A 22,161-nucleotide genomic window follows, 5' to 3' on the forward strand; every position below is an offset into this window, starting at 1 on the left:
TTTGACCTTCCCTTACCTCAAAGTATGTCTCAACCAGTCAAATACACTATTTATTACGTAATAACATCATGATAAATAATTAATTTTATGTTATTTCGTATTTTTTATTTTCTTTTTATTCTGATTTGTATTACCTTCTGCGCCGCTAGGAAAGCATGCGGCACCGACTATGATGTTAGGCCGTAATTCAGGTTCAATGGATGAATCAACCTACCTTGATATCTCCATGTCCTTATTTGCTTGAATCACCTAGCGATAATAATCAAATAAAGGAATGATTGATGAAAAACGTTACCGCTTTAGCACTACTATCTGGTCTATTCGCACTTCCTGCAATCGCAGCACAAGATGCTCCGTTTCAACACGAAGCTGGTCTTGAATATTCAGCTAATACTGAAGAATTCGGCGATGGTATTTGGGATCTAAACTACCGCTACTACATCAAGCCAGTATCACAAGATAATGGCCCATATGCATTGAATGGTTTTTTAGCGCAAACCACTAATATTGGTGCTGGTTACTCAATGTTTGATGATGCAGATACTGACACAATTCGTATTGATGGAACTTATGTATTTGACTCAAAATGGTTTGTTGGTGCTGAATACAATCGCTTTGAAATCGGCGATTTCAGTGGCAACCTTTATCAATTCGATGCGGGTTACTACTTCAATGACAGCTCGAAAGTCGCGGCATTCTATGTCGATGGCAGTGATGATTTTGAGTCATTCTACGGTGCTGAAATTCGCAGTTTTCTAGCCTTTGAAACCACAACAGGCATCGATTTAGGTGCTATGTGGACTCACACTGACAATGACGACATCTTCAATTTGAATGCTGACTGGTATGTGACTAAAGCTTGGTCTGTTGGGCTTGGATATGTTGACGACGGTTCAGATAATGATTTTGCAGCTAAGACAGCGTACTGGTTGCGTATGTCAGACGCCTTCTCTGCAACTTTTGAAGTATCTAAAGTACTTGATTCTGATGTAGATGGCTTTGGCGCAAGTATCGGTATTGTCGGTCGCTTCTAAACCTTGCTTACTATCTCCCCTGATACCCAAAAGGAGCCATGATGAGGCTCCTTTTTTTATTGACTCTCTCAGTCAAACCAATAATTTTTGTAAATAATCTGCGAAATTTCAAATACCCGCCATACTTAATCTTAGCCACTAAACCTTTGCACTAAAAATGATCGTGCAATGATTAATTACTATTAGGTCAATAACTTAATTAGCTAATTCAATTATACATAGCACTCAAGACTTCTCATTTGTGGCCATTAAAATAAGTATAGGTAACCATAATAAAAACAACGAACGCATCAATAAAGCTTACCCATTGCGCTTGGAGCTTTATGTTAGTCATCATGATGTCTCCCGTGCTTGCATTAGCCTCACAAGCACCGCTAACTGTACCCAATCAAAGCGATAAAGACCGTGAGACAGCAAATCAAAATAACACCATTACTGTTGATAACATTATCGTGCAGAGTAATGCTATTTTTGACGAAAGTGACCCTGATGCCTTTTTTATCCATCATTGGGCGAATTGGCTACACATTAATACCACTGAACCCACCATTCTCGACAAGCTCACTTTTAAAGAGGGTGAACAAGTCACTCAAAAAACGTTTGCAGAAGCACAACGGTTATTGCGTGCTGAACCTTACTTACGTGATGCAAAAATATATGTTGCTCAGAAAGCGCCCGATGCGGACTCCGATGAGCAAACCGTGGTGGTTGAAACCTGGGATAACTGGTCGCTACTCCCCACATTTAGTCTGAGTTCGAGTGGCGGTGAAACCAAATATTCAGTCGGGATTAAAGAAGATAACTTAATGGGACTTGGGATTAAAACTCGCCTTAAGTATCAATCTAATGCTGATAGAACGGGTTATAAATTTGGCGTTACCGCCCCACTCAAAATTATTCAACATGCCACTGTATCTGCCAATATTTATGACAACAGTGATGGCCAAGCAACCCACTTGTACTTTACTAAGCCTTTTTACTCATTGGACACAAAGGATCAGTATTTTGCAGAGTACTTAACAGATCAACGTATTGATACTTTGAGACAAAATGGTGAAGACGTTAATGAATTCGAACATAACGTTGATTATGCCGCCTTGTCTTTTGGTTGGTTATTAAATAAAACAGACGCAGATCTTTCAAGAGTAACGCTCGGTGTTACCCAGGATAAACATCAATTTGCAGCCAGTGACACGTTCCCCGATGGCCCTTTACCTCAAAATAGAGATTTTATTTACCCTTGGATAGGTTATGAATACCTGCAAGATGACTATCAGGTTTTTACCAATATTCACTTGATCAACAATAATGAGGATTTTAATTTAGGCTGGCGCCATTATGCTCGAGTTGGTTTTGAAACCAATGATGTTAGTGAGGGGAATAATATCGGCTACCATTTTAATGTTAGCTCTAGCCGAGGTTATCAACTAGAAAAAGACTTACTGTTACTCAATTTCAGTGGCCAAGCTAGCATCAATACCAGCCAAAAAGACTTTTATAATGTTAGCGCTCAAGCTGAGTACTTTTATAAAATTCATCCTAAATGGACTGCCTACGCTAAAACTCGGCTGGCAATCTCGAAAAACAATTACCTTGATAAACCTTTTGCTTTAGGTGATGACACTGGAGTTCGGGGGTATCCCAATGATTACCAATATGGTGATAATCAATGGTTACTCACAGGTGAAGTTAGGTATTATCCCAACATCAACCTTTACCAATTAGCTGAATTAGGTTGGGCAACCTTTGTTGATATAGGGCAAGCCTTTGGCGGACCTGATGAAAACAACGAGGTCAGCTCCCCTATAGGCAGTGTCGGCATTGGTGCGCGAGTTTTCTCCTCAAAATCAAGCTATGGTAGCGTAGGTCATATTGATTTAGCCGTGCCTTTTACCAGTGGGGAGAAAGTCGATGACTGGGAATGGCGTTTTCAAGTAAAAAACCGTTTTTAATAAGATCTTCACTATTTAACCTCTGCGACTCAACTTGAGTACACCAGTTCCCTTGTTGAACATTAACAGCTGAAAGGCTTATTTGATGTTTTCAAATCCAGCAATCTTGTCACGAATTTGCTGTTCTTGTTCCTTGCTATCGATTTGATAAATTTTCTTAATTTGACTTTTAAATTGCGGAGCGTCGCCAGTTGATACGGTATCAAACCCAACTGTCACCTTACCCATGCGAGATGTAATAACCAAGGCCTTTGCAAACGTTAAATTCGTATTTACCCCACTTAACACAATGAGGTAAGTTTGTTTTGGTCGACTATCAACAAACACTGTGCGATTGTCCATAGTTCGCCAACCGTCCATCCTAAAGTTATCAATACTGGTGACTTCAGTCAGCTCATCAAATTGATAAAGTGCAGCTTTTTGTTTGCTTGCCTCTGACGCACTGCATCCCAATAACATTAACGATACCAACGCAATTATCATTTTATTCAACATAAGCTATCACCCCGTAATATGTTCAGTTAGTTCACGTTTTTAACGGTATAACGTCAGCATAACCAATGAATGAGTGAAAAAGCTAATGAATTTTTGATATCACGGATTGTTCAGCGACTACCTGCCATTGCTCCATTAATCCAGCGTTAATGCTGTCGTTAATGGCGCTATCCAATATAGGAGCCAAATGGGCATATTCGCTGTTCAGATACACATATAAGGGGTAAGTTTGTAGCTCTACAGGCAATATCATCACATTGTCGATATTCATCTTATTCAATGTACTTGCACCATCTAAACGACTGGTCACCGCCACATCAATACGACCTTTAACTAAAAGCTGCATGAGTTGTTCAGTAGACGCCACTTTTAATAGCTTATCTGGGTTTACGTCAATTTGTTCGGTATGTTTAACACCACGGATCACTCCCACATTGACATCGACGATATCTTTTAGCGAGTAAATATTGAGGCGATTATCACTGCGAACCAGTAATGCCGTTTTTAAGTGGTAATAAGGAGTGGGAACGCGAATGAGATCGGGATTATCAATGCCATATTCCCATATGCGCATGATTTCACCGGCACTTTTAGCTTCGCACACATTAAGCTCAGCTCGGCTTGCAGGCAACATTTCAATTTCACAATTTAATTGGTACTTTTTGCAAAATCCATCAAATAATCTGGCACCGACTTCCTGCTCTGCTAGCCCTTGGATACCAACAAAAGAATAGGGTTTTGCCATCGCACCAGCGACAGGTATTAGCCAAATGAACATACAAAGAAACTGAAATAAGAAAACATTAAGAAACACTTTCATGGCAATAAGTCCTTTTGCCGCGACCGATATACACCGGGATATGATTGTTGCTTTACCTGTACCTATGCCAATTTAGCGAGCACTTTCATAGAGGTAGATTGGAGCCAGCCACAATCACATCACCTGAGTTATATCGATAACTCCATTAGTGAGTTTCTATTATAGTAAATTTATCACTCGCAGCTTTTAAATTGGTACTTAAGTGCGACAGTCCTTGAGACTGTTCAGAGACTTCATTAGCAATTATACCCACTTGTTGGCCAACTTCATCTATTTGCGCCAAGCCTTCTGTTAATTCCGACGTTGCTAACGCCTGCTCCTTACTTGCCTGAGCGATAAAATCTTGCTGCTCTGCTGAATAACTCATGTGAGCCACAATATCGTTGAATGCGATGCCAGTTTGCTCTGCAACGAGATTTCCTTCATCCATTTTAGTTAACGACACTTGCACTAACTTCACCGTTTTATCAGCCGCTTCAGCGCTGCGACTTGCTAAGTTTCTCACTTCATCTGCCACCACAGAAAACCCTCGACCAAACTCTCCTGCCCGTGCCGCTTCAATGGCTGCATTAAGTGCAATTAAGTTAGTTTGTTCAGCAATCTGGGTAATTTCTCGCATGATAGTGGCAATTTGTTCACCTGAAACATGAATATCTTGTAAAGCGACCCTCAAGGCTTGCATTCGATCATTACCAGCTTTAGCAGCTAAATAAGCGGATTGACCTTTTTGGTTCATTTCTTCTGTTGCGTTAGCTGTTAAATGGATCTGGCTGTCTATTTCTTGCAACGCTGCACTGATCGAGCCTACTGACGTTAGCTGCTCAGTGGCACTTTGTGCCAGACTGTTGCTGTGATGATTCAGATCTTCTGTCGCACTGATAATTTGCTGGGTATTTTGCTTTACCGATACCGTCAACAAGGTGAGGTTATGCACCATTTCAACCAACGCATGCCCTAACAGATCTCGCTCACCGGCTACCGACGGCTGACAAGTTAAGTCACCAGATGCGATAATTTCAGCCGCAGCAACTTGGCGCTTTTGCATCTCAATTAATTGCTTCATTGACTGGCTCATATGGCCTAGCTCATCAGTGCGTTGTAATAATGCTTGCCACTTTTTGGCATCAAGGTGGGTCAGATTACTATCTCCTACCGATAAATCATCGACTGCGGTGACCATTGTCCCTAACCCTTTGGTTATTGCATTCACTAACCCTAAAATAAGCCCTGTGATCAATAATGATGAAACTAAGGCCACAATGCTGCTCAGCAGTATTAATTGAGACTGGCTTGCGGCCATAACTTTTTTATCGGTAGCACTGACAATGATCCACCCCGTACTGGCTTGTTGCCTGATTGAGCCAAGATACGCGACCCCATTCTCTTCAAAATCAACGATGCCACCTTGTTGTTTGCACAATGCTTGGTGTGACGCAAACGTTCGCTGACTGTCTATTAATGGGTGAGCAATAAGCTCACATTGCGCTGATAAAATAAACGCATAGCTATGCTCATCATGTTGGCTAATATCAACAAAGTCATGGTAAAAATTATCCAGTGGGATACTGGCAAATAACACCCCTTCACCTTGAACCCGTTTCGCAAAAGTGACCAATAACTTACCGTCTACTCGGCTTTTTCTCGGGTTAGAGATAACAATATCTGCTTGGTTAAATGCAGCGTTAACATAAGGAAGCTGCTGATAGCTTTGGCCAATACGCTGCTGATTACTTGCTGCGATGGCGACACCTTGTTTATTGAGTAAAGCGAGGTTTCTAAATTGAAATTCAGAAGCTAAGGCCGCAAAGTGCTTAGAGAGTTGCTCAGCAACCTGCGAGACGTTATTGCCTGTCGAGATGCGATTGTCAATGTGAGCATTATTAGCTTGTAACGTTTCACGTATATATGGGCTGCGAATGAGTGCGCTAATAATACCTTGGTTATGCTGATACCAACTATCAATGTTCTTTTGCAGCAATGCACTATTACCACTTACTGTATTTTCAGCCGTTTGTTTCATGGTGGTCAAACTAAAGTAAATAGTCAGTGTTGCCAATAACATAAAACCACACACAACCGCTGGCACAATAATGAGATTAAACTTATGTTTTAGCTTCATATTATTTTTCTTATTTATTCAAAACACGTTAAAACCAATAAGACATACAATATGATAAAAACCAGCTAAAAAAGATGATTAAGCTCAATTAATCTAGACTTAATCTGACAAATTTATAGATAAAATCACATAAAGCGTACACAAATAAAAAGCCGCTTCATCATTGAAGCGGCTTAAATATAAAGTTTAGAATTTAGATAAAGATGCGCTGAGATTAACTTCTGCGTCTAAGGCCTAACAAGCCCAGCACAAATAACCATAATCCCATTGCACCACCGCTTGAATCAGACTTAGGTTCAGGCTCTGGTGCTATCACTTCAGCAGTCACAGCAATAGTTGCTGTTGCAGCTACCGCTGTTTTAACACCATTACTGACCGTTAGCTCAATCACGGCACTGGCATCAGCATCAACCGCTGGCAGCGTTACATCGGTATCCATGGCCATTGCATCTGCGAAGATCACCACAGGGCCTGACACTTGGCTCCAAGCATAAGTTAACTCATCATCACTATTAGGCGCGGTACTATCACTTGCAGATAAGCTCACTGTCGTGCCTTCATCAGCTGTCAGCGAAATGGATTGTTCACCATTGATTTTGGCAACAGGTACACCACTTAACATTACAGGCGCTAGCATTTCAGTATGACTCACTTCATTAAGAGTATGCGAGACACTGAATACCAAGTCTTGGCTCATCACCAATGCTTGTGTATCAAGTTCCACGACAATCTCTTGTTCAGCTTCATTGGCCGCTTGCACCACTTCCCAAGAAACCATTTCACCATCAACACTCCCTTGATGACTGTCGCTTTCGATAACCAAACCGACTGGTAACTGAGCAGTGACTGATAAGGTGCGTTCCTCATCAGTGTCATTGTCTGCAAGCACAATAGATAATGTGATCATATCGCCAGTATCTGCTGATTCGACATCCAGCTGACTTTGGGCATAGGTTGCTTTTCGGTATAACTCAATTGGCATTAATCCCACGTTATCTGCAGCATCCACACCGGTACCAATTTCAACTACAGTCGTATAAAGCGTGTCAGATTTAAGTGTTTTATCCCAGTTAAGGACTAACCCAATATCCTCATCGGCTGCCACAGCAGATTTAAAGTCAACAGTTACACTTTCATCATCTTTGCCAATGACAGCGAGTTCAATCACCACATCATCTTCGACATCTGACGGCGCAGACGTATCACCATAGTTGTGCACTGTGACATAGTAAGAACCTGGATCTGGGTCATTGATTTCACATAACTCATAAGCCGTTTCTGTTGCGCTCATACACGTTAAAGGATCCATTTCCCGTGCATTATCAGGCTTACCGTTATAGTTACTATCACGGCCAATATATAAGTCTAAATCCGGTGAACTGGTATGTTTAACACGTGCAATAAGACGCTTAGTGTTCGGCGTAATGTTCACTAATTGCGAATAATACTTACTGCTATCGTTATACACATTCGTTGGCCAGTTCGATGTATCGCTGTCGTCTCGAGGTATGGTTGTTTCAATCACTTCAACTTCAGCTAACTCAAAGACCCCAACCTGAATATCACTTGAGCCGACGGTCTTAATGCCAGAAATCGCAGCACTACCTTTATTCTGCCCTGTGGTTAACTGCGCTATTTCAGGCATACTGCCAGCAACAAAGCTCCCCACTACCGGCATCTTGGCGGGAGTTAGCGCGGTATTTTCTGGCGTTAATACTAAATATCCCATGCCATATTCTGACGCATAGCCTTCACCAATGGCTGCAGTGATATCTAAGCTAATACTTTCGCCAGCTGCAAGGGTAAAACTTGAAGGGGTTGCAGAGATAGACAAACCAGGGGTTTGAGATAACTCGCCCACAGTCCATGTTGACGATGCTGTTGCTGTGAATGTTCTTGTCCACGAACAGGCCATCATACAGTTATTCATTAATGCTGAAGGTAGGTTCAATGACTCGGGTGTGCCGTCTAAACTAGGATCTGCTAACGTATAATCTTCATGCGATACATCCATCACCAAGCCAGCGTTTAATGCATCTGCGACACGTGCGCTGCCAGCTCCACCTGTAAATAAACTGGATGGCGTCACACCGTCTTCCATCCATGTGTTTGTTTCAGCACTGAGCATTAAAGCAGATTGAGCTTGAGCCGGTGTCCACTCCGGTTTTAAAGCAGCAATTAAGGTATATACACCAGCAATATGCGGACTCGCCATAGAAGTACCGCTCATAAAGGTCGTCGGAGATTCTGTTTTATCTCCAGTATCTCGCCACGGTTGGTACTCTGTATTCGCCCCATAAATTTCAACGCCAGGAGCAGAAATATGCGGTGTAAGCCAACGGTTCATTATTGACTCAGGGCCTCGTGAGGTAAATTCCGCCGCAATATCTGCTTTAGCAGGATCGCTTTCAAGTACTGACGCATTAAAACTCACAGTATGATCAGAACCAGACGATAACCAATCCGTCAGTAGTGCACCTTGATCAGCATCTAAATGTACTGCGGGTAAGACGTGTAAATCAGCATCGACTGTCTCAGCGCCGCCCTCTAAGTTAATCAAGACTAAACCAGCAGCGCCACCAGCACGAACATTAGTCCCCTTAGCTACCCTTGCTATATCTCCTCGCTCACATACAACAATTTTTCCGGTTACTGTGTCAGCGTCAAAAGGCTCAAGACAGCCTGCCATGCCTAAATCTGCAGCACTAATGATTTCGCCAGAGATACCGCTTGTTGCGCCTTTACCTATTAATGGCTCAAGATCGTAATCACCGCCTGTAAAGGTGACTTCCTTGTCTGTGAAGCTACGATCATGTGTATAAGCGGCGACGGTGGTAAGCCAAGGCGCATTACCCGGTGAACCAACGGTCTCAGCGCCAGGGCCGTCATTACCTGCTGCGACCGCAACATGGATACCTGCTTCTCGCGCAGCAAGAAATGCTAATGCATCAGTATCATTCCATGGGTCACTTGCGCCACCACCGACTGAATAGTTGATAACTTGAACGCCATGTTCAATTGCGTGCTCAACCGCTAATGCAGTGACATCAGGCCAACATCCTGCATCGGCGGCGCATACTTGATAAGACACAATATTGGCATGAGGGGCAACACCACTAATTTGACCAAAGCTAAATTCAGCTTCTTCGCCAACGGCGTTATAAACCGTCACATCTTTAACGATGTTACCTGCTGTGGTTGAAGCCACATGAGAGCCATGACCATTATGGTCAATACCAATTCGGTCGTCCCCTTCTGGGGTATAGTCGTCTAAAAGCGCTTCATGCGCCCAAATACCAATCAATTTGTCATTACAATAATGCGCTAAATCAGAATCACTACAATGACCTAAGTAGGTACCTTCTCCAAGTGGGTTTGTGTGGTCATAACCATCACCACCAATATCAGCAAAAGAAGCACTTGTATGGTTAATCCCTGTATCCATGATTGCGACGATGATGCCTTCACCCATACTAGAAACGCCTGTTGCTGAGCCATCCCAAGCACTTGGCGCTTGGATATGCTTTGGMCCAGAGTCAGTATTCAAATGACGTAGTTCGACTTTTTGAACGCTTTTTACACCCGCAACATAGGCCAGCATTTGTGCTTCTTTTTCTGATAACTCAGTACTGAAACCGTTTAAGGCAATTTGATACTCGTCATGCACAGCCAATTGGCGGTTCAATGTTGATTTCGCCAGAGACAATGTTTTACTACGCTGGGTATTAAGGTATTGAATATATTGCTGACTCACTGCACTGTTAACATTCAGCACGCCTGTTTTAGCTCGGGAATTTGATGGGTTAGCTAAAATGCTTGTGGCCTTAAGATCCCCTTTATCACCGTGATAAGTCGCTAGGGGCTGGTCATCTAATAACACCATATAAAGGTTATCAATTTGACGTGGATTCTTGGTCGTTGGTTGGTATCCTCGCTGACCACTATCGGTATCAAGACCTCGGGTATCAACCACTTTCGCTTGCAAGTTAGGGCTAAATGCCAGCGTTAGCGCTGCTGCAATTAAGCTTTTCTTATATATCGATGTCACAATATCTTCCTCGTTCTAATTATTATCTATCGCGTCTTTATCTGTTTTCGTTAGCCATTGCTTGGCAATAAATCATGCTGTTAACGACAACATTTCGCAGCAATAACGATGTCTGTAACCTTGATACTCGAAGATAATAATCTGAGGCAAATATACAGCGACTATTCCATTTCATTTAAGCTTCACTTTTATTTCAATTCCTTTTTAATCATAAACTTACAAAAACAAACTGTATCTAAATGTATCCAACTTTAGCGATATATTCTCTTTTAACTCCATAACAGGGCTTCATGACAGTTTTATGGTGCACTCTCCAAATTAAACAATAAAAAACAGATGCTATCTTATTGTTTATTAAGTAAATGAAAAATTATTGAAAGATAAAAGAAACAAAATCAACGCCCATTTGCTTGAGCTTTGTGGTGGTTTCAATGAAAACCTATGTACGAGTATTGAGCAGAGGAATTCTGACTCAATGAGCCTAAGAGTGCGGCAACTCTATTTGAAATAAAAAGAAATGAAGTTAAGCAAAAATATAAAACAATAATTTGAAGGGAAACCCTATGTCATTTACCAAGTCAAAACTAGCGACGTGCATTGCAATCGCCTCAATGATGCCAGCAGCTAGCGTCGTTGCCAGTCAGTCTGATGTGTTGTCACCTTACTCAGCCTCAGCTCAACAAACCGAAAATGCGACCTTATATGTTTACTTATCTGATAAAGGGTCGTTAACTAAAGCAACTATCAACAACAAAAGTAAATTTGCCCAGCGCCTACAACAAATAGAAGCAAGCCAGCAGCAAGTGATTAATAACATCATGGCACTTGATGGCAATATCAAGACGCTTCCTGGTTCTAAACTCGTAGGTAACTTTATTCGAGTACAAGCCGACAGCAGCTATATTGAAAAAATTAAACAACTTGATGGTGTACAAGCCGTGGTTGTGGCTGCAGCACCTATTAGCGTGCCAACAAATGCACTTCGTACAGCAACAAGTCCTTCGATTAACTCTATCACTCCAGCTTCTGCGCCAGCATTTTCTGACGACATGACAGCGGGTGAAGGCGTTAAAGTTGCCATCATTGGTAGTGGTGTTGATTATACCCATACAGGACTTGGCGGCGATGGCAGCGATGAATCCTATGCAACAGCAATGGAGAATGCCGTTAATGCATTTGATGGGTTTCCAACCGATGTGGTTGTTGAAGGGATGGACTTAGCCAGTGATGCAGGCTGGGGATTAGATCCAAATCCAATCGACCAAAATGTGTATTTTACCCGTGATTACGACGGCGCGACACACAATACAGGCCACGGTACTCGACTTGCCAGCGTTGTTCACGCTTTAGCGCCTGCAGCCAAAATTGCAGCGTATAAAACCTCAAATGTGTCAGATCCATATGGCTACGGCTATAGCTTGTCATCAGAAACTTCAAGCACATTTATGTTGGCTCTAGAATACGCTCTTGACCCAAATCAAGATGGCAGTTTTGACGATCGAGCAGACATCATTGTCGTCGATGCATTAGGTGGTAATGCATTTTATGCTGAGCATGATGATGGCGTATCAGGTGCAGTGATTGAAGCTTATGCAATTGAAATGGCTTCGGCATTAGGTAGCTTAGTGGTAGTTAATGCTGGTAATGGCGGAGAATGGTACGACAATAGTTTTAATATGACATGGCGCGGCGCCGCGCCGAGTGCATTAACAGTTGGTGGCATGGTTGCTGACGAAGAAGGCAATATGATGGTCACAGAAAAGACTCCATATGGCCCAGTTCGTGGTGCATCAACATTCAGTAAACCTGATATGGTCAGCTACGCTGAAGATATCGAAGTCGCCGTTGTCGGTGGTGGTGATGAAATGGACACCCAATCTGACACTGTCATGGCTGCTGCCCGCATGGCTGCCGCCGCTGCGGTATTAAAATCAAAACGCCCTTCATTGTCGATGACTGAAATCAAAGCATTGCTCATGAATACAGCCAACAACAAAGTCATGGATCTAAACAACAAGCAAGGTGAATTAACGCTTATTGGTAGCGGCGCTGAAAACCTTGAAGACGCATTAGCTTCTGCAGCGGTTGTGTGGGAAAAAGGCTCATATCAGCCTAACCTCAGTTTTGGCTTTTCAGAGGGCACTGGCACGCAGCGTTATACCAAACAAGTACAGCTTAAAAACCTTTCAGAAGAAACCGTCACATACGATGTTGCCCTAACAAGCATGGGCAAAGATGGCGACATGGCCCTGACTTGGGAGCACCCAGCCAATATCAGTGTCCCTGCAGGACAAACGGTCGTTTTCCCAGTCACTATGGTTGTTGATTACACCAAGCTGGCTAATTGGCCGATGAAAATGGGCAGTGATTTAACGATTGAAAATTGGCAAAAAATCGAGCTTTCAGGCCAGCTGCAATTAATGGCTGAAGAACGACCAACACTGAGTGTGAATTGGCTTGCCAAACCACGCGCGAAAACGTCTATCACCCGTCATTTCGATACGTATGAAGAAATATACGGTACTGAGTTTACTCAAAAATTTAGCGAAACAGCTGGTGCATATGCACAGCAATTTACCAATGACAGTGAAACAGAAACAACATTTGCCGTGTTTCCTGCCATGAAACACCAACCCAACATCAATGTCGGCAAAGAGCATACCAAAGGTAATATGCTCAACACGGTTGCTGGTGGTATTTATGATGAAGCGATGTGTTCGTCAGGTAAAAAAATGGTTGTTGCTGGCCGCTTCTTTGAACCGAATGATGTCGGGATGGCGAACCATTTTGATAAAGCGGGTGCAGCACTTGTCTATTGGAGTACTTACCAAGAGCAGTTTGTTATCGACAACGAACTCGATAAAGCAGTTAATGGCGATCCTTATGCATGGGATGAAGCGACTCAAATGGTCATGAGTGGTTTTATTGAAGTTGATGAAAATGGTCAGCCACATTCCTACTACATTGATTTTAACAAAGAGTACGACTGGACCGATCATTATGGCCGCTACACAAAATCTAGCTTACCCACGTATGTCACAGGTCATGGCCAAAACTTTGTCGCACAATACTGTCTCGATGACTTATATCATGGCGAAAACATGGCGAGCTTAGAGGACTTTGACCAAAACCAAGGCTGGCTTTTTGGCACCGACCGCGACGCTTTAGCAAACCTTGGTGAACCCATTATTCTGTTTAATCCGGTCCAATATGGTAAGACAACCACAACTGAGTATTTCGACTGGTTTACCGGCGAAATGGTCGAAACACAAAGTAAAGATGGTGGACTACCATTAATCTCTCGCTTAGTGGAAGAAGGTGAAGCCAAAGATTACAGCCCGATGGTCACTCTAGCCGCTGGTGAAACAGCCGAACTTGCGATGGCAAGTGAGTGTAACTTCTCTTTCGGGTTTGGTGGCGGTGGCTGTCAAAATGACGGGATGTTAATCATGAGCCTGGAAAATAACTGGGCAATGGCGACGCCTATGGGCCAAGGTGATTATGCCTTTATTCCACATCCCAAAGACGGCCAAAGTCACAGCATTAATGAAGATGCAGAAATGGGAGAAGTGGTTGCCCATGTTGAGCTGGATGCAGAAACCTTCTTTGCTAATGGTCAATATGAAGCAGAATGGTCTCCATATACACTGGCATTAGCCAAAGCAATTCCTGGCGATCCTTTCTCGGTTGCAAACAACGGAGAAATCACCGTCAACAATCCTGATGCTATCGATTATGATGCAGGCCACATGAGCTATGACTTAGAAGTCATTGGCTATCAAGGTAACGCATACACTGCGGTATCGACAGTGACGATTAACATTAATAACGTTAATGATATTGCACCAGCAGTTGTCGCTGAAATGCCTGCTGTCACTATGGATGCTCAACAAACGGCTGAAATTGATGCCTCAATGTATTTCAGCGACGCTGAAGGTGATGCACTGACATTTAGCGCGACGGGTCTACCTGAAGGCATCAGTATCGACAGCAAAACAGGTATGATTACTGGTACTGCTGCTGCTGGGACTTATGAGGTGGTTGTAACAGCTGATGACATGGTCAATAAAACCGAAACTGGCTTTACCATGACCATTAATGCACCTGTGGCTGAAGCGGCGCCAGAACCTAAAAGTGACGATGGTGGTAGCCTTGGCTGGTTAAGCTTAAGCTTGCTCGCTTTACTCGGGTTACGCCGTAGACAACACTAACCTTAGATAAGATCTAAAATGAATAAAAAGCGCCTTAGGGCGCTTTTTTATTTCTCGAGATACAAATTGAAACATTAATTTAACATTTAAGCAATATAACTTAAGACGCTGTAATTGTTATAAAAACACTCCTATCAGTAAACCTTATCCAAGATCCCAAAATTCATGGCGTATTTCAAAAAATAATAAATCAGTTATGTTACTCAAAGCTATTTGGTCATGCCTAAAACGCATTAATAAAATATACCAGCACCGTTAAATAATATTTTTAGGCACCATAACCAAATATTACTCTGAACATAATAACGAATAGAAACACGCTCAGGAGTTTATGCTGTTAATATGATTTCCCTTCCTTATCAGCGCTACCAGATTGGTCAATGCATTATCAACTGTTACGACATGACCATCACCTCAGAAAACAATACGGTTGCCTTACCTGCAAAAGTATTCGAATTTTTGAAATTATTGCTGCTTCATCCTCAACAAACAGTCACTAAAGAACAAGCAATTGAAAAAGTATGGCAAGGTAATATTGAAGTAGGAAAGCGTGGAACAGGGAATGCCATTTGGCAGTTAAGAAAATCATTTTCTGAGCTTGGACAACAGCCTGAAGATTACTTCAAAACCGTCACAAAAGTGGGTTACCAGCTATTAATTGATCCGGTCCCCATTACTAAGGTGGTCACTCATCAACAGCAAAAATCTGATAATAAAAAGCCCATATTTATAGGGTTTTCTTTGGCGTTAATTGCATGTATTGCATTTTTTGTCAGCCAAACAGCAACCAAGTTAACCCAGCCTCCGATTAATGCTCAGGTTAAACCAGAGCGAATCACACATTTTGAAGGTGTAGAAGAGCGACCATCCATTTCACCTGATGGACGGTTTATGGCGTTTCAATGGCGTAAAAGTGGGACAAAAGGTCAGTTATACATTAAGAATTTACAAGACGAAGATGCCCCACTAAGACAAATTTCAATGAGTCACGATACCGAAGCAACGCCAAGCTGGTCGCCTGACGGACAATCATTGGCCTACCTAAGAACCACTGTCGATAATCAGTGTTTTGTGCATGTTCGTGATCTCATCACAAACCAAGATAAACAACTGGATAATGCCTGTGTTAGTAAGGGGTATTTACACAGTCTTGAATGGTCGCCAAACGGTAAAGCGCTTGCGTATGTCAAAGCGACCACAGATGCATCAGCTATTTTTAGCTATCAATTCGATACTCAGGAAGCGACTCAGTTAACCACCCCATTAGCTGGTGAGCATGACCTAATGATGAGCTGGTCAGCAGACTCAACTCAGCTTGCTGTCATGCGAAGCCAAGATAACATGCAAGCAAAGATCATGCTGTATTCACTCGATAGCAACACCACAACCAACCTCATTTCAGATGAAACCCTTATCATTGGAATGGACTGGGAACATACACAAAATCAATTGTATTATACTGCGCTAAGGGAAGCGGACTTTGTCATACAACGATACGATTTCGACACCCAAACATTAAGCGCTTTTCACCAAGATGAGACCATCAGCAGCATTACAATCAATGAAGCTAACCAGAGCCTGTATTATGCAAGGCATATTTCACAAGAACACATCACACATCGCTCGTTAAGAGATGGGCAAATCATTAAACAGCTAATCTCTTCATCTCGCGATTTATATGGGCAATACTTTACCGCAACCAACGAATTAATCTTTCTATCTAATCGCTCAGGGAACTGGGAATTATGGCTTAAGCGCCAAAATGAAAATATGATGCTAACCAATGATATCGGTATGATTTCAATCCCTTCCCCTTCTCCAACCAGTTCTTTGTATGCTGCGCCTATTCGCACCCATGGAATTGACTACAATGAACTGTACTTAGGTGATACTCAAAACCAAACCTTAGCAAAGATTGAACAAGTGAAAGGCAATGTGCGCTACGCCTCTTTTTCTAATGACGGTAGCGCTATTTATTACTCGGCATTTGTTAACGAACATTGGGGGTTTTATCACTTCGACCTTGCCACCAAAAAAGTCAGCCTACTCCTTGATAAAAACATAAAATTTGCCATCGAAGACGATAAAAATGGTATTTACTACACGTTAGATAATGAGCCTGGAATTTATTATTGGGCCATTAGCGATGGGTCAGTTATTCAAGCCGCTAATGATGAAGCCCAAAGCACTCACATCAAAGTGAATGACTCACTGAGAACCAAAGATTGGGGCAGTTTTTTCTATCAACACAATGCCTTGTATTACCTTGAGCGAAGCGATGAGAATGACCTCATTCAAAAACGTGATGCCAATGGCCAAATCAGTACAGCGTTTACCTTACCAGCAATGAGTATTCGCAATGAACGCAGCCTTGCCAGTAGCACTGACGGTCACTTAATTGTCAGTATGCAGGGTATCAATGATGCTGATATTTATCGTATTCCACTATTAGACTAGCCATGAGCTCTAAAAAATTGTGACATATTCTTTTACAAGCCAACTAACTTTAACGAATTAAAACATGGTGCATAAGCGCACAATTTTTGACACACTGTAGCGCTAATTTTGGGTTTAAATTCAAGCAAAGAATTAATAACAACAAGGATGCCCCATGAAAGCACTTTCACTGGTTTGTGCCAGTATCGCTTTGGCGTTTTCAGGATTCAGCCACAGCGCAGAAATCGACCATAGTCATATTCAACAATTTGGCCCTGTCGCCATTCCCACTTCACAATCTTTATCGGCTGGCAGTCACAGTGATGCTCTAAGAGCCAACCTTGCATCAAGCTTGTCAGCTAATAGTGATATCGATATTTTTGGTAACAGCTACCAATGGCAAGCTGTTGATACTAAAACAGCAGCCGGTTGGGTTGGCTATAAAGTCCAGCTTAGTGCAGAGCGATTTACCCAAGGTACATTAACGGTTTCAGGCCTTAATGAGCCGCAGATATATCTTAACGGTGTGCTACTTGAAGCATCTGCTAAAGCTGAAATCGCACTGCAAAGTGGCGATTACCAATTGATGATTTTAGCCGATGGCAGTGATGATGAATCTGAGTTCAGTATTGACTGGCAAGGTAAGTCAGATATTGATAATCCGAGTTTTACAGCAACTAAAAACCATCGAGTGTCTCCTGAGCAGTTGTTTGACTCTGAAGTCGTCACGAGTCTGAACCTATCGCCAAATGGCAAATATTTACTCCAAAGCAAAAGCCATTATCCGGCCAATAATGACAATAAACCTGTCAGTGTCACCGAGTTAATCAGTACCTCAAGTAAAGATGTGCTTTATCGTTGGCAGCACAGTGCTCCAGCAAGCGCCGCTTGGGCAAATAACAGCAAACAATTGGCTTTTGTTGCCGACAACCAAATACAACTGCTCACTGTAGATGGCATTAACCTTGCTATCCTCGCTAATGACATGGAAAACGTCTCGGGCCTTCAATGGTACGGCGATAACTTACTATTTAGCTGGGAGAAGCCCTATAAAGCAGACGAGAAAGCAACCAATAAACGCTTCCAAGCCCTGCAAGATAGATGGAGTTACTGGCGTAACAACAGCCAAATTTATCAATTAGATGTTAAATCAGGCTTCATTCGCCAGTTAACCAATGACAAACTCAGCAGCTACTTGCACGACAGTCATGCCGATAAAGAAACACTACTGCTGACTCGTTCACCTGTTGATTATAAAGAACCAGCTCATAGCTTAACTCAACTGGTTGAGCTCAATGTAAAAGACCTATCTGAAAAGCTCATTGGTGAATACCGTACTTTCAATTCAGCCACTTATACTGATGATGGAATGTACATCATGGCCGGGCCTGATTTTATGAACGGTCTAGGGGTTCAAGACACTAGCGTGGTTGTCAATAACTATGATGGTCAGCTTTACTGGCGTAGTAACGAAGGTAAAGTCACCGCTCTCAGCAAAGACTTTGATCCTGCTATTGGCGGCGCAGCAAAACTGAGTAATGACGACTTAGTATTGCGCGTTGGCGAAGGCGACCGTGGCCAATTATATTTGTTCGATATTAGCAAAAAGCGCTTTAATAAAATTAATGCAGGCATGGATATGGTTAATCGCTTCAGCGTAGCCAGCGACTTATCAAAACCTGTTATTGCTTATGCTGGCACCTCTGCCACCGTGCCACAAAAAGCTTACTTGATGAAATCGGGTAAAAAGTCACTGCTATTTGATAGCCAAGCAGCCAGTTATGCTGATACGCGCTTAGGTGATATTCAAGACTTCGATTTTACCAACAAACATGGTCACAACATTGATGGCCGTGTCTATCTGCCTGTTGATTTTGACGCCAATAAACAATACCCAGCACTTGTTTATTACTATGGCGGTACATCGCCAGTAACCCGTAACTTTACTGGTCGTTGGCCATTTAACCTATGGGCTGCCAAAGGTTATGTCGTGTATGTACTACAACCCAATGGTGCAACAGGTTATGGCCAAGCGTTTAGTGGTCGTCACGTTAACGCTTGGGGCGACTACAGCGCTGATGACATTATCGAAGGTACACAAGCCTTCTTGAAGGCACATAACTTTGTCGACCCTAAACGTGTTGGTAACATGGGCGCCTCTTACGGCGGCTTTATGACCATGTATTTAGCCACTAAAACCGATATTTTTGCCGCTTCAATGGCACATGCTGGGATCAGTAACTTATCAGCTTACTGGGGCCATGGTTGGTGGGGTTACGGCTACTCAGGAATTGCGAGTAAAGGCAGTTTCCCATGGAATAACCGTGATTTGTATGTTGAACACAGCCCGCTTTATAACGCCGACAAGATTAACACCCCAATGTTATTGCTTCACGGTAATGCTGATACCAATGTACCTGTAGGTGAAAGCCACTACATGTACACCGCATTAAAGATGCTAGATAAACCAGTTGAACTCATTGAGTTTAACGGCCAAGACCATCATATAAATGGTCGCCAAGCTCGCTTTGATTGGTGGGATGCAACCTTGGCATGGTTCGACTTACATTTGAAAGACGAGCCACAATGGTGGAACACGCTTTATCCTGAAACCAAAGCAGCTGAGTCTGAGTAAGCTTTTAGGACAGGACAAACCTAACCAATAAAAAGCCCTGATGATTCAGGGCTTTTTAATTATTCAGACACAAGGATTACTGATATAGCTGTTTGTAGTTGGGGATATGTTCGAGCCAAAATGGCGGTGTACCGATATATTCTTGCACCGCCTTAATGAACTCACTGACTAATAAAGTCTGTTTTCGATGTGGGTATACCGCATATATGCCTGTATCCATCGTTGATAAACCATAGTTAGTCAGTAATGGTACTAACTTAGATTGCGCGATAGGCTCTTCTAAGTTAAACAAATCAATCAAGCTGTAACCGAGCCCAGACTTAACTGCATCGATTAACGTTCGCACATCACTGACTTTATAATTACCACGCATTTTATACATTTTATACAAATCGCCATGGGGAGTTTCAGTTAAGCACATCTGATCTAAATTCACATTACCATTGCCGTAGACCACTGCGGGCAGTTGAATCAGCTCTTCAGGTGTCATAGGCATGCCATGTTCTTGAATAAAGCATTCTGACGCCACAATGGCAAAGTGAGTTTTAGCAATTTTCCGTGCAATTAAATTCGACTCGGTGAGTTTGCCAACTCGAAATGCCACATCAAAATGGTCTGTAATAATGTCAGTGCGCTTATCATCCAAGTTTAGGGTGACTTTTACCTCAGGGTATTGCTTCATAAAACGGGTGATCACTGGCTGCAAATATAATTGGCCAAAATACACCCCAGACGTAATGCGAATAATCCCCTTAGGCTTTGACTGGTATGAATCTGCAATATTTTGAACTTGGGATAAGGTATCAGTCAGCTGTAACGCTTGAGCTAAAATCTCTTCCCCAGCTGAGGTTAATGAAAACGAACGTGTTGAACGATTCAATAACTGCACACCAAGTTCTGTTTCTAATTTTTTAATCTGTTTAGACAGCAACGAATTGTCCATGTCATGCAAAGTTGCAGCCTTGGTAAACGAGCCTTGCTGAACGACATCAACAAATAGCGCCAATTGTTTGGTTAAAGACATGAAATTACCGTTAATTTAATTCGATGTGTGACTAATAATGACCTAATTAGTCCAACTTAGGGAGTCAATTTATAAAATGTTCAGGGATGAATAACCTTAGCAAGTATAAAAAAACCACAACTAAATGAGAATAATATTTATTTACGTTGTGAATTTTGCTATTTTATCATCAAGTCCATGACGTAGTAGGCATTACAGTGAGTTCAAAAAGCGCGCTAAAAAAGCTAAAGAAGAAGTCAAAAAAATTGACCAATAAGTCATTAAAGCAATTGAATGCGTTAACGGCAAACACCAGTAAAGTCACCTTGCTTAACCCTCAACTAAAGCAAGAGCTTAATCAGTTGTCAGGACAAGTTGTTGGTAATGTCGTATCGGAACTTATTCAGCCACTCAATCCAGTTTTATCATGGTTTAATGACAGTGGTCAGCCATCTCATATTACGCCTGTTAGCCGCGTAAAAATGCCTATCTCTACAGCAAAACCTGCAGCGACAAACGCCGTCCAAATTCAGCCACGTTCGATTGCGCAACTGCCGCTAAAAACGCCACCTTGTAAACGCTGTCCAGCACTCGCTGGGGGAAATTGTAAATGTGCGATGAAAAAATTTAATCTGAATTAATAACCCATTAAACGCTTAGAATAACGCGGCTGATTGATGGCCCAACGAGGCGAGATAATGCAATACCTGCCATTCCTTTTACTAGCGTTTTAGTCCCCGCAATAACAGCACTCTCAACGAATGATGACTTACCGCTTTCAACTAGCCAATCATGACTTTCTAGAATTTCTAACAAGCTTTCACAATCAAGCTCATTATCATCAAAGGTAATTGCAACTGAACCAGCATGGCATTGGTGTTTAATATGTTTGATAGCATCAATTTCATTTAGCTGCTCAATAAGCTCAACAACTTGATCTTTATTGTGGCGAATATATTCAGATCTCACTCTTAATCTTTGCTTTGTTTTATGAACATAAACACTCATCGAACACCTCTATAATTGATAATCATTATCATTACACTAATATTATCACTGACAGCAATTGTACGTAAAGCACTCGATCACATTTTTGACCTTCAAACATTATTTCTTTATCCCTGTTCTGCTTACTTCAATAACATATCCCCTTCCCGCACAATCTTTACAAAACTTACAAAACCAAGTTTGTTTCAGCATATATATATTAAAGCATTCAATATCATCAACTTAACGCCACTCCCTACAGCACTTTTTCGCTCAACTTCAAATTTAAACGGATGATTAACGATCCCTGCCATAAAAATTCACTCAAACGTGATCTTAAACAAATAACTCAAGATTTTCGGTTCGTATAATGCTCGAATGGACAAATATCTAAACAAAGTTATCAAAATGAGACGCTGGG

Annotated in this window: 12 protein-coding genes; 6 read left to right on the plus strand and 6 right to left on the minus strand. The window is 42.1% G+C overall.

Going from position 1 to position 22,161, the window contains the following annotated elements; genetic code table 11:
* The first annotated feature begins 281 nt into the window (after positions 1-281).
* Both A9267_RS19105 and A9267_RS19110 read left to right on the plus strand, forming a co-directional pair.
* A complete protein-coding gene (locus tag A9267_RS19105; RefSeq protein ID WP_055025526.1) occupies positions 282-1,034 on the plus strand; it encodes a putative porin in 753 nt (250 codons plus the stop codon).
* A gap of 323 nt (positions 1,035-1,357) precedes the next feature.
* Complete coding sequence (locus A9267_RS19110; protein ID WP_082972464.1) at positions 1,358-2,986, plus strand: ShlB/FhaC/HecB family hemolysin secretion/activation protein; 1,629 nt, start codon at positions 1,358-1,360, stop codon at positions 2,984-2,986.
* Between the two features lie 78 nt (positions 2,987-3,064).
* Here the strand turns inward: A9267_RS19110 and A9267_RS19115 are convergent, their stop codons facing one another.
* The 4 genes from A9267_RS19115 to A9267_RS19130 form a co-directional block, all read right to left on the minus strand.
* Positions 3,065-3,481 carry a DUF6491 family protein gene (locus tag A9267_RS19115; RefSeq protein WP_065110367.1) on the minus strand — a complete coding sequence of 139 codons (417 nt, stop codon included), beginning with the start codon at positions 3,479-3,481 and terminating at the stop codon, positions 3,065-3,067.
* Positions 3,482-3,563: 82 nt separating this feature from the next.
* Positions 3,564-4,301: a substrate-binding periplasmic protein gene (locus A9267_RS19120; RefSeq protein ID WP_055025528.1), complete on the minus strand. Its 738-nt coding sequence runs from the start codon at positions 4,299-4,301 to the stop codon at positions 3,564-3,566.
* 145 nt (positions 4,302-4,446) lie between these two features.
* Positions 4,447-6,420: a methyl-accepting chemotaxis protein gene (locus A9267_RS19125; RefSeq protein WP_065110368.1), complete on the minus strand. Its 1,974-nt coding sequence runs from the start codon at positions 6,418-6,420 to the stop codon at positions 4,447-4,449.
* Positions 6,421-6,634: 214 nt separating this feature from the next.
* Positions 6,635-10,468, minus strand: a complete 3,834-nt coding sequence (locus A9267_RS19130; RefSeq protein WP_065110369.1) for a S8 family serine peptidase — start codon at positions 10,466-10,468, stop codon at positions 6,635-6,637.
* 563 nt (positions 10,469-11,031) lie between these two features.
* On the opposite strand from A9267_RS19130, the gene A9267_RS19135 reads away from it, so the two are divergent.
* The 3 genes from A9267_RS19135 (at position 11,032) to A9267_RS19145 (ending at position 19,750) form a co-directional block, all read left to right on the plus strand.
* Positions 11,032-14,679: a S8 family serine peptidase gene (locus A9267_RS19135; protein WP_065110370.1), complete on the plus strand. Its 3,648-nt coding sequence runs from the start codon at positions 11,032-11,034 to the stop codon at positions 14,677-14,679.
* A gap of 342 nt (positions 14,680-15,021) precedes the next feature.
* Positions 15,022-17,136 carry a winged helix-turn-helix domain-containing protein gene (locus A9267_RS19140; protein WP_065110371.1) on the plus strand — a complete coding sequence of 705 codons (2,115 nt, stop codon included), beginning with the start codon at positions 15,022-15,024 and terminating at the stop codon, positions 17,134-17,136.
* Positions 17,137-17,290: 154 nt separating this feature from the next.
* Entirely contained in the window at positions 17,291-19,750 is a 2,460-nt protein-coding gene (locus A9267_RS19145) for an alpha/beta hydrolase family protein (protein ID WP_065110372.1), read from the plus strand.
* 76 nt (positions 19,751-19,826) lie between these two features.
* On the opposite strand, the gene A9267_RS19150 is transcribed toward A9267_RS19145, so the two are convergent.
* Positions 19,827-20,774, minus strand: a complete 948-nt coding sequence (locus A9267_RS19150; RefSeq protein WP_055025534.1) for a LysR family transcriptional regulator — start codon at positions 20,772-20,774, stop codon at positions 19,827-19,829.
* A gap of 197 nt (positions 20,775-20,971) precedes the next feature.
* Between A9267_RS19150 and A9267_RS19155 the strand changes: the two genes are divergently transcribed.
* Positions 20,972-21,394, plus strand: coding sequence for a hypothetical protein (locus A9267_RS19155; protein ID WP_065110373.1), 423 nt, complete (start codon positions 20,972-20,974; stop codon positions 21,392-21,394).
* 7 nt (positions 21,395-21,401) lie between these two features.
* Here the strand turns inward: A9267_RS19155 and A9267_RS19160 are convergent, their stop codons facing one another.
* On the minus strand, positions 21,402-21,761 hold the full coding sequence (locus A9267_RS19160) for an HMA2 domain-containing protein (protein ID WP_065110374.1): 360 nt from the start codon (positions 21,759-21,761) through the stop codon (positions 21,402-21,404).
* Positions 21,762-22,161 lie beyond the last annotated feature (400 nt).

The organism is Shewanella sp. UCD-FRSSP16_17, from assembly GCF_001675935.1.
Classification (GTDB): Bacteria; Pseudomonadota; Gammaproteobacteria; order Enterobacterales; family Shewanellaceae; genus Shewanella; species Shewanella japonica.

Coding starts and splice junctions, on each gene's coding strand:
- A9267_RS19105 (WP_055025526.1), top strand. CDS start 282: ATGAAAAACGTTACCGCTTTAGCACTACTATCTGGTCTATTCGCACTT.
- A9267_RS19110 (WP_082972464.1), top strand. CDS start 1,358: ATGTTAGTCATCATGATGTCTCCCGTGCTTGCATTAGCCTCACAAGCA.
- A9267_RS19115 (WP_065110367.1), bottom strand. CDS start 3,481: ATGTTGAATAAAATGATAATTGCGTTGGTATCGTTAATGTTATTGGGA.
- A9267_RS19120 (WP_055025528.1), bottom strand. CDS start 4,301: ATGAAAGTGTTTCTTAATGTTTTCTTATTTCAGTTTCTTTGTATGTTC.
- A9267_RS19125 (WP_065110368.1), bottom strand. CDS start 6,420: ATGAAGCTAAAACATAAGTTTAATCTCATTATTGTGCCAGCGGTTGTG.
- A9267_RS19135 (WP_065110370.1), top strand. CDS start 11,032: ATGTCATTTACCAAGTCAAAACTAGCGACGTGCATTGCAATCGCCTCA.
- A9267_RS19140 (WP_065110371.1), top strand. CDS start 15,022: ATGATTTCCCTTCCTTATCAGCGCTACCAGATTGGTCAATGCATTATC.
- A9267_RS19145 (WP_065110372.1), top strand. CDS start 17,291: ATGAAAGCACTTTCACTGGTTTGTGCCAGTATCGCTTTGGCGTTTTCA.
- A9267_RS19150 (WP_055025534.1), bottom strand. CDS start 20,774: ATGTCTTTAACCAAACAATTGGCGCTATTTGTTGATGTCGTTCAGCAA.
- A9267_RS19160 (WP_065110374.1), bottom strand. CDS start 21,761: ATGAGTGTTTATGTTCATAAAACAAAGCAAAGATTAAGAGTGAGATCT.